The organism is Devosia sp. (assembly GCF_028290645.1).
Classification (GTDB): domain Bacteria; phylum Pseudomonadota; class Alphaproteobacteria; order Rhizobiales; family Devosiaceae; genus Devosia_A.
Genome location: NZ_JAQGJL010000111.1, coordinates 23,426 through 31,011, shown reverse-complemented (window position 1 = coordinate 31,011; position 7,586 = coordinate 23,426). Strand labels below are relative to the sequence as shown.

Sequence of the window (7,586 nt, the reverse complement as noted above, 5' to 3'; positions counted from 1 at the left end):
TGTCTCATCAGAAATCGTCGGTTTCGAAGGATCTTGGAGTCTCCGGTAGTTCGGAGCAGCCTCTGGCCTAATCGAAGGCACCTCGCCCAAAAGGGCAGTGACCATTTCGAAAGCCGCGAAATCGGGAAGAGCCGCCTCCGGGCGGCTCTTTCTTTTTGTGCTTTTTGTGCAGTCGCCAGAACTCCGGTGCCCTCCAACCCCCACCCCTGTCCCTCCCCCTAAACATGGCGAGGGAGACCCCTTCACGACGGCTGGTGTTTTCGTCTCCCTCCCCATGTCTAGGGGAGGGGACGGGGGTGGTGGTCCCCACGCTCCGCAGCATCAACTGGAACCCGGTAAAGCAGCGCGCTGCGCCCACCCAAACCCCGATGTCATCCCAGCGAAAGGCCTATGTCACCGCCGGCGTCGCGGCGAGCCGGGTCCCTGCTTCCGCTGGGATGACATCGGCCGGGCGGAGGGCACGACGCTTCACGCAACAAACCAACGGTTGGCGTCTCCCTCCCCCTTGCAGGGAGGGGACAGGGGTGGAGGTCCCCACGCACCAGCCTCCGCGGGCCAGTCCACCCCACTACCATTCGTTAACCAAACCCTGACGGTTACCGCCGCGTAAACCAATTGTTTGCAACTTGGATTCGATTCATGGGCCACAAGCCAAATGTTCCCTCGTGTACCTTGGAGGCACATCATGAACCGTTTTTCTCTCACTCTGCTCGCGGGCGCTGCCGTGCTGTCGATGGCGACGGCCGCTTCGGCGGCTGACCTCCTCGTCCAGCAGCAGCCTAGCCTGGGCGGCTATGTCGACATGGGCGGCGGCGGCTCCTGGGATGGCGCCTATGTCGGCGGCTTCGTGGGCTATGGATGGGGCACCGTCCTCGACGATAACGGCGATATCCCGCTGGGTCTCGATGATGATCAGCTCGGTCTCTCCGGCTGGCTGATCGGCGCCACGCTCGGCGCCAACTTCACCGTCGCCGAAGGCTTCGTCGTCGGCGCCGTAGGCGATATCGCCTGGTCGAACATCAGCGGCTACGACAGCGACACCGACCTCGGCTACGACGTCAACTGGATGGGCTCGCTCCGCGGCCGGGCCGGCTTCGATGCCGGCGCCTTCATGCCCTACCTGACCGGTGGTCTCGCCTTCGCCGGCGCCACCGCCGATATCGGGCCGGACTCCAGCACCCAGATGCACTTCGGCTGGACCGCCGGTGCGGGCGTCGAAGTCGCGGCCACCGAAAACCTCTCGGTCGACCTGTTGTACCGCTACTCGGATTACGGCAGCGCCACCTACGATCTCAGCATCCCGACCGACCTCAGCCTCACCACCCACACCGTCAGCGCCGGCCTCAACTTCAAGTTCTAGTCGGCCACATCGACCGAATCGCCAACGGCCGTCCTTAGGGGCGGCCGTTGCTTTTTGCATTCGGAGCCGCGAGCGACTATGTAGCGGCCTTCCGCACCCTCGAGCATGTCGATGAACGCCCTGACCGCCACGGCGCCCGCCACCAAATTGCTGCCCTACCAATCGCGCCGCACCTTTGCGATCATCTCGCACCCGGACGCCGGCAAGACCACGCTGACCGAAAAGCTGCTCGCCGCCTCGGGCGCCATCCAGCAGGCGGGGCAGGTGCGCCACCGCGCCAACCAGCGCGCCACCCGGTCGGACTGGATGGACATCGAGCGCCAGCGCGGCATCTCGATCACCTCGTCGGTGATGACCTTCGAGCACCTGGGCCTCACCTTCAACCTGCTCGACACCCCCGGCCACTCGGACTTTTCCGAGGACACCTACCGCACCCTCACCGCGGTCGACGCCGCCGTCATGGTGATCGACGTCGCCAAGGGTATCGAGGCGCAGACGCTGAAGCTGTTCGAGGTCTGCCGCCTGCGCGACATCCCGATCATCACCTTCGCCAACAAGGTCGATCGCGAGGGCAAGGACCCGCTGGCGATTCTCGACGAGATCGCCGACACGCTGGCGCTCGACGTCTCCCCCGTGGTGTGGCCGCTCGGCGGCGGCGTCGATTTCAAGGGCATCGTGGACCTGGTGGCGAAGCGCGTCCTCACCCCGCAGGGCGAGGAAATCCGCACCTTTGACGATGTCGAGGAGTTGTTCCGCGACGAAAAGCTCAACGCCGACCCGGTGATCAAGGCTTCGCTCGAAAACCTCGATCTCGCCCGCGCCGGCTATCCCGAATTCGACCTCGAGACCTATCGCGCCGGCCACCTTACCCCGGTGATCTTCGGCTCGGCGCTGAAGACCGTCTCGGTCCCCGAGCTGCTCGCCGCGCTCGGCACCTGGGCCCCCGAGCCGCGCCCGCAGCCGGCCGAGCCGCACGCCATCAACCCCAGCGAGCCCAAGGTCACCGGGTTCGTGTTCAAGGTGCAGGCGAACATGGACGCGAACCACCGGGACCGCATCGCCTTCGTGCGCCTCAGCTCCGGCACCTTCAAGCGCGGCATGCGCTTGAAGAATGTCCGCACCGGCAAGGACATGGCGGTCAGTAACCCGATGTTCTTCTTCGGCCACGATCGCGAGCTGGCCGAGGAAGCGGTCGCCGGCGACATCGTCGGCATCCCCAATCACGGGGCGCTCAGCGTCGGCGACACGCTCACCGAAGGCGCCAATATCAAGGTCACGGGCATCCCCAACTTCGCGCCGGAAATCATCCGCCGCGTCCGCCTCACCGACCCGATGAAGGCCAAGCAACTGGCCAAGGCGCTTTCCGACCTCGCCGAAGAGGGCGTCGCCCAGATCTTCCGCCGCATGGTGGGCGCCGACTACATCGTGGGCGTCGTCGGCCAGCTGCAGCTCGAAGTGCTGCAATCGCGCATCCAGACCGAATACAACGTGCCGATCAGCTTCGAATCGATCAACTTCGAGCTCGCCCGCTGGATCGTCTCCGACGACAAGGGAGAACTGGCGCGCTTCATCTCCACCAACAAGCTGGAGATGGCCGAGGACAAATACGGCGACCCGGTCTACCTCGCGCAGTCCCAATGGTGGCTCGGCCGCGCCGAGCGCGATTATCCGAAGGTCCAGTTCCTGACCACGAAGGAACGGCATTAGCTGCGGAGAGTGAGGGTGCGGAGCCACCGGCCCTAGTTCCTTCGCCCCCCTTCCAGTTCCACCCCGCCCCCGCTATGAACCTCCCCGACCAACGGGAGAGGACGTGATGAATATCCGCAAACTCGGCAAGACCGGCTACGAGGTCTCCGAAATCGGGCTCGGCACCTGGCAGCTGGGTGAAAGCTTCGGCGCGCTCAATGACGAGACGGCCAACGACATCCTCAAGACCGCCCGCTCGCTCGACGTCAACTTCTGGGACACCGCCGACGTCTATGGCGGCGGCCAGTCCGAAACCCGCATCGGCGCGTTCAAGGACAAGAAGGGCGTCTTCGTCGCCACCAAGCTCGGGCGCAACGGCGACATCTTTCCCAACAAGACCGGCTATAACCGCAAGAACGTCAAGCTGAGCCTCGCCGGCTCGCTGAAGCGCCTCGGCGTCGAAACCCTCGACCTCGCCCAGCTCCACACCATTCCCACCGCCGTGCTCGAGGACGGCGAGATCTTCAACATCATGGACGACCTCCGCGACGAGGGGATGATGCGGCACTACGGCGCCAGCGTCGAAAATGTCGAGGAGGCGCAGATCTGCCTCAAGGCCGAGGGGGTCTCGACGCTGCAGATCATCTTCAACCTGTTCCGCCAGGACTACATCACCGAAGTCTTCCCCGAAGCCATCAAGCGCAATGTCGGCATCATCGTCCGCCTGCCGCTCGCCTCGGGCCTGCTCTCCGGCAAGTGGACCAAGGATACCCAGTTCGCCCCCACCGACCACCGTAACTTCAACCGCGACGGCGAGAAGTTCAATGTCGGCGAAACCTTCTCGGGCCTGCCGTTCGAGACCGGCGTGGCGCTGGCCGACCAGCTGAAGCAGATGGCCCCGAAATACCCCCTCAGCCAGTTCGCCCTGCGCTGGATCCTCGACCAGCCGGCGGTCGCCACCATCATCGCCGGCGTCACCCGCCCGGACCAGCTGCGCGCCAATGTCGAAGCCACCAAGCGCGACCCGGTGGAGCCAGCCTTGGTCGAGGAACTCAGCGCCTGGTACCAGGACAAGGTGCGCCCGGCGATCCGGGGTCGGATTTAGACTTCCCCTCACCCGGCGCTGCGCGCCACCTCTCCCTCAAGGGGAGAGGGAATCCCGACCGAGATGTCTCGGCGAGTGCCCTTCTCCCCTTGAGGGAGAAGGTGCCCGAAGGGCGGATGAGGGGTATCGCATCGCTTGCGATGCGCGATCCGAGCGGAGCGAGGAGCGACAAGCCCATCCGAGCTCCCCCTTCCATCCGCCCCCTCTGCTCCCTAGATTACCCACACCCTCCCATCACCCCGAGTACCCCCATGTCCGAACACCCCGCCTTCGAACTCGTCCGCGAGCAGCAGATCGGGGAGATCAGTTCGCTGGCCAAGCTCTACCGGCACAAGAAGACCGGGGCCGAGGTGCTGAGCCTCATCAATGACGACGAGAACAAGGTCTTCGGCGTCACGCTGAAGACTCCGCCCGAGGATTCGACCGGCGTCGCCCACATCCTCGAGCACTCGGTGCTCTGCGGCTCGCGCAAGTATCCGGTGAAAAAGCCGTTCGTCGAACTGCTGAAGGGCTCGCTCCACACCTTCCTCAACGCCATGACCTTCTCGGACAAGACCGCCTATCCGGTGGCGTCACAGAACCTCAAGGACTTTTACAACCTCGTCGATGTCTATCTCGACGCGGTGTATTTCCCGCTGATCAGCGAGGATACGTTCCGCCAGGAGGGCTGGCACTACGAGCTCGATTCCACGCAAGGGCCAATGGTCTACAAGGGCGTCGTGTTCAACGAGATGAAGGGCGCCTATTCCTCGGCTGCCGCGGTTCTGGGCAAGGTCAGCCAGCTCTCGCTCTATCCCGACGCCACCTATGGCGTGAATTCGGGCGGCGACCCCAAGGCCATCCCCGATCTCACCTACGAATACTTCAAGAACTTCCACGCGAAATACTACCACCCGTCGAACTCGCGCGTCGTCTTCTACGGCGATGACGATCCGGCGCAGCGCCTCGATATCCTCGAGGAATATTTCAGCCAGTTCGAGCGCATCGATCCGCATGCCGAAGTGGGCCTCCAGCCGCGCTGGAGCGAGCCGCGCCAGCTGCACGAGACCTATGCCGCGAGCGAAGCCGAGGTCGGCAAGAAGACCGCCATGGTGTCGGTCAACTGGATGCTCGACGAGATCACCGATCCCGAGACCATGCTGGCGCTCAACGTGCTGGAATCCGTCCTCGTCGGCACCCCGGCTGCGCCGCTCAGGAAGGCGCTGATCGATTCGGGCCTCGGCGAAGGCCTCACCGGCTCGGGCCTCGCCGACGGCATCCGCCAGCCCTATTTCACCTTCGGCCTCAAGGGCATCGAGGACAATGCCGGCGACAAGGTGCAGGACCTGATCATCGCGACGCTCGAACAGCTGAGCGTCGAGGGCATCGACCCCAAGACCATCGAAGCGGCGATGAACACCGCCGAGTTCGCGCTCAGGGAAAACAACACCGGCTCGTTCCCGCGCGGCATTGCCTTGATGTTCCGCTCGATGGGCACCTGGCTCTATGGCGGCGATCCGCTGGAGCCGCTGAGCTTCGAGGCGCCTCTCGCCGCCATCAAGGCGCGGCTCGCCGCCGGCGAACGGCTGTTCGAGACGCTGATCAAGACGCACATCCTCGACAACCGCCACCGCTCGACGGTGCTGCTCACCGCCGATCCGAACAAGGGCGCCGAGGAAGCCGCCGAGGAGCGGGCCCGCCTCGATGCCGAGCAGCAGTCGCTCGACGCGACCGGCATTGCCCGCATCGCCGAGCAGACCCGTCACCTCAAGGAGTTGCAGAACAAGGTCGATTCCCCCGAGGCGCTGTCGAAGATCCCGACCCTGACGCTCGACGACCTGCCGCGCAGCAACAAGTCGATCCCGATCGTCCGCGAGACGCTCGAGGGCGTGCCTCTGTTCACCCACGACCTGCCGACCAGCGGCGTGGTCTATCTCGATCTCGGCTTCAACCTCAACGCGCTGCCGGGCCGGCTCCTGCCCTACCTGCCGCTGTTCACCCGCGCCCTGACCCAGACCGGCACCAGCAGCGAGGACTTCGTCTCGCTCACCCAGCGCATCGGCCGCACCACCGGCGGCGTCGGCCTCAACCGCTGGATCTCCACCCGCCGCGACGGCTCGGGCACCGCGGCCTGGCTGTTCGTCCGCGGCAAGGCGACGCCCGACCATGTCGGCGACATGCTGTCGATCATGCATGACGTCCTCACCGACGCCCGGCTCGATAACCGCGAGCGCATCCGCCAGATGGTGCTCGAGAGCAAGGCCGGGTTCGAAAGCTCGCTCGCCGGCATGGGCAACGGCATCGTCTCGATGCGCGTGCGCGCCGGGTTCAGCGAGGCCGACTGGCTCAGCGAGAAGCTGGGCGGGGTCAGCAACTACTTCTTCCTCAAGGACCTCGCCACGCAAATCGACGGCAACTGGCCGGCGGTGCAGGCGGCGCTCGAGGAAATCCGCACCCTCCTGATCGGCCGCGCCGGCATGATCGCCAATGTCACCGCCGACAACTTCGCCATCGCCGCGCTGAAGCCCGAACTAGCAGGCTTCGTCACGTCGCTCCCGTCCGGCGCCGGACCGTCGGCCGAAGGCTGGGGGTTCGAGCCGGGCACCCAGTCCGAGGGCCTCACCTTCCCGGGCCAGGTCAACTACGTGGCCAAGGGCGCCAACCTCAAGGCGCTCGGTTTCGAGCCCACCGGCGGCACCGCCGTCGCCATCAAGCACCTCAACACCACGTACCTGTGGGACAAAGTGCGCGTGCAGGGCGGCGCCTATGGTGGCTCCTCCGGCCTCGACCCCTTCGCCGGCACCTTCGCCTTCACCTCGTATCGCGACCCCAACCTCGTCGATACCATCGACATCTACGACAAGGCGGCGGCATTCCTCAAAGACGGGGTAGGGGACCAGGAACTGGTCCGCTCGGTCATCGGCGTCATCGGCTCGGTCGACACCTACCGCCTCCCCGACGCCAAGGGCTTCACCTCGCTCGTCTGGGAACTCGCCGGCGACACCGAAGACGCCCGCCAGAAACGCCGCGACGAAATCCTCGGCGCCAGTAACCGCGACTTCAAGGCGCTTGCCGACGCCCTCGACCAGGTGGCGCTCAACGGCCAGGTCGTAGTGCTGGGCTCCGAAACGGCGATCAAGGCCGCCAACGACGAGCGCGGGAACTTCCTCAAGGTCACGAAGGTGCTTTGACGAATAGGGCAGTACGCCAGCAGTTTGCGCCTCCCTCCCCCTTGTGGGGAGGGACTGAGGGTGGGGGTGGCCCACGCTCCGGAGTGTCTGGCGGCCCTAGTCCATGCCTCAGGTAGGCGGGCGTTCCGCTACTCATCGCTGGCAGCGAAGCTGTGGCCACCCCCACCCTTGCTCCCTCCCCACAAGGGGGAGGAAGACGACTGAAAGTTTGTGCCCGGACATTCATGGTTTCCTCCCCCTCGCCCCTGAGGGGAGAGGGTAGCGC

Annotated in this window: 4 protein-coding genes; all 4 read left to right on the top strand. The window is 65.2% G+C overall.

Translation table 11 applies throughout. The features are described 5' to 3' along the window. Positions 1-685 precede the first annotated feature (685 nt). The 4 genes from JWQ89_RS06560 to JWQ89_RS06545 all read left to right on the top strand — a co-directional run bounded on the left by JWQ89_RS06560 (position 686) and on the right by JWQ89_RS06545 (position 7,321). On the top strand, positions 686-1,360 hold the full coding sequence (locus JWQ89_RS06560) for an outer membrane protein (protein WP_299639447.1): 675 nt from the start codon (positions 686-688) through the stop codon (positions 1,358-1,360). Between the two features lie 111 nt (positions 1,361-1,471). Continuing rightward, complete coding sequence (locus JWQ89_RS06555; protein WP_299639445.1) at positions 1,472-3,067, top strand: peptide chain release factor 3; 1,596 nt, start codon at positions 1,472-1,474, stop codon at positions 3,065-3,067. Positions 3,068-3,173: 106 nt separating this feature from the next. Next, entirely contained in the window at positions 3,174-4,151 is a 978-nt protein-coding gene (locus JWQ89_RS06550; RefSeq protein WP_299639443.1) for an aldo/keto reductase, read from the top strand. Positions 4,152-4,402: 251 nt separating this feature from the next. Beyond that, positions 4,403-7,321 carry an insulinase family protein gene (locus JWQ89_RS06545; RefSeq protein WP_299639442.1) on the top strand — a complete coding sequence of 973 codons (2,919 nt, stop codon included), beginning with the start codon at positions 4,403-4,405 and terminating at the stop codon, positions 7,319-7,321. Positions 7,322-7,586: the final 265 nt, after the last annotated feature.

Bases quoted from the DNA above. Each gene is read 5' to 3' on its own strand.
- JWQ89_RS06555 (WP_299639445.1), top strand. From the start codon at position 1,472: ATGAACGCCCTGACCGCCACGGCGCCCGCCACCAAATTGCTGCCCTAC.
- JWQ89_RS06550 (WP_299639443.1), top strand. From the start codon at position 3,174: ATGAATATCCGCAAACTCGGCAAGACCGGCTACGAGGTCTCCGAAATC.
- JWQ89_RS06545 (WP_299639442.1), top strand. From the start codon at position 4,403: ATGTCCGAACACCCCGCCTTCGAACTCGTCCGCGAGCAGCAGATCGGG.
- JWQ89_RS06560 (WP_299639447.1), top strand. From the start codon at position 686: ATGAACCGTTTTTCTCTCACTCTGCTCGCGGGCGCTGCCGTGCTGTCG.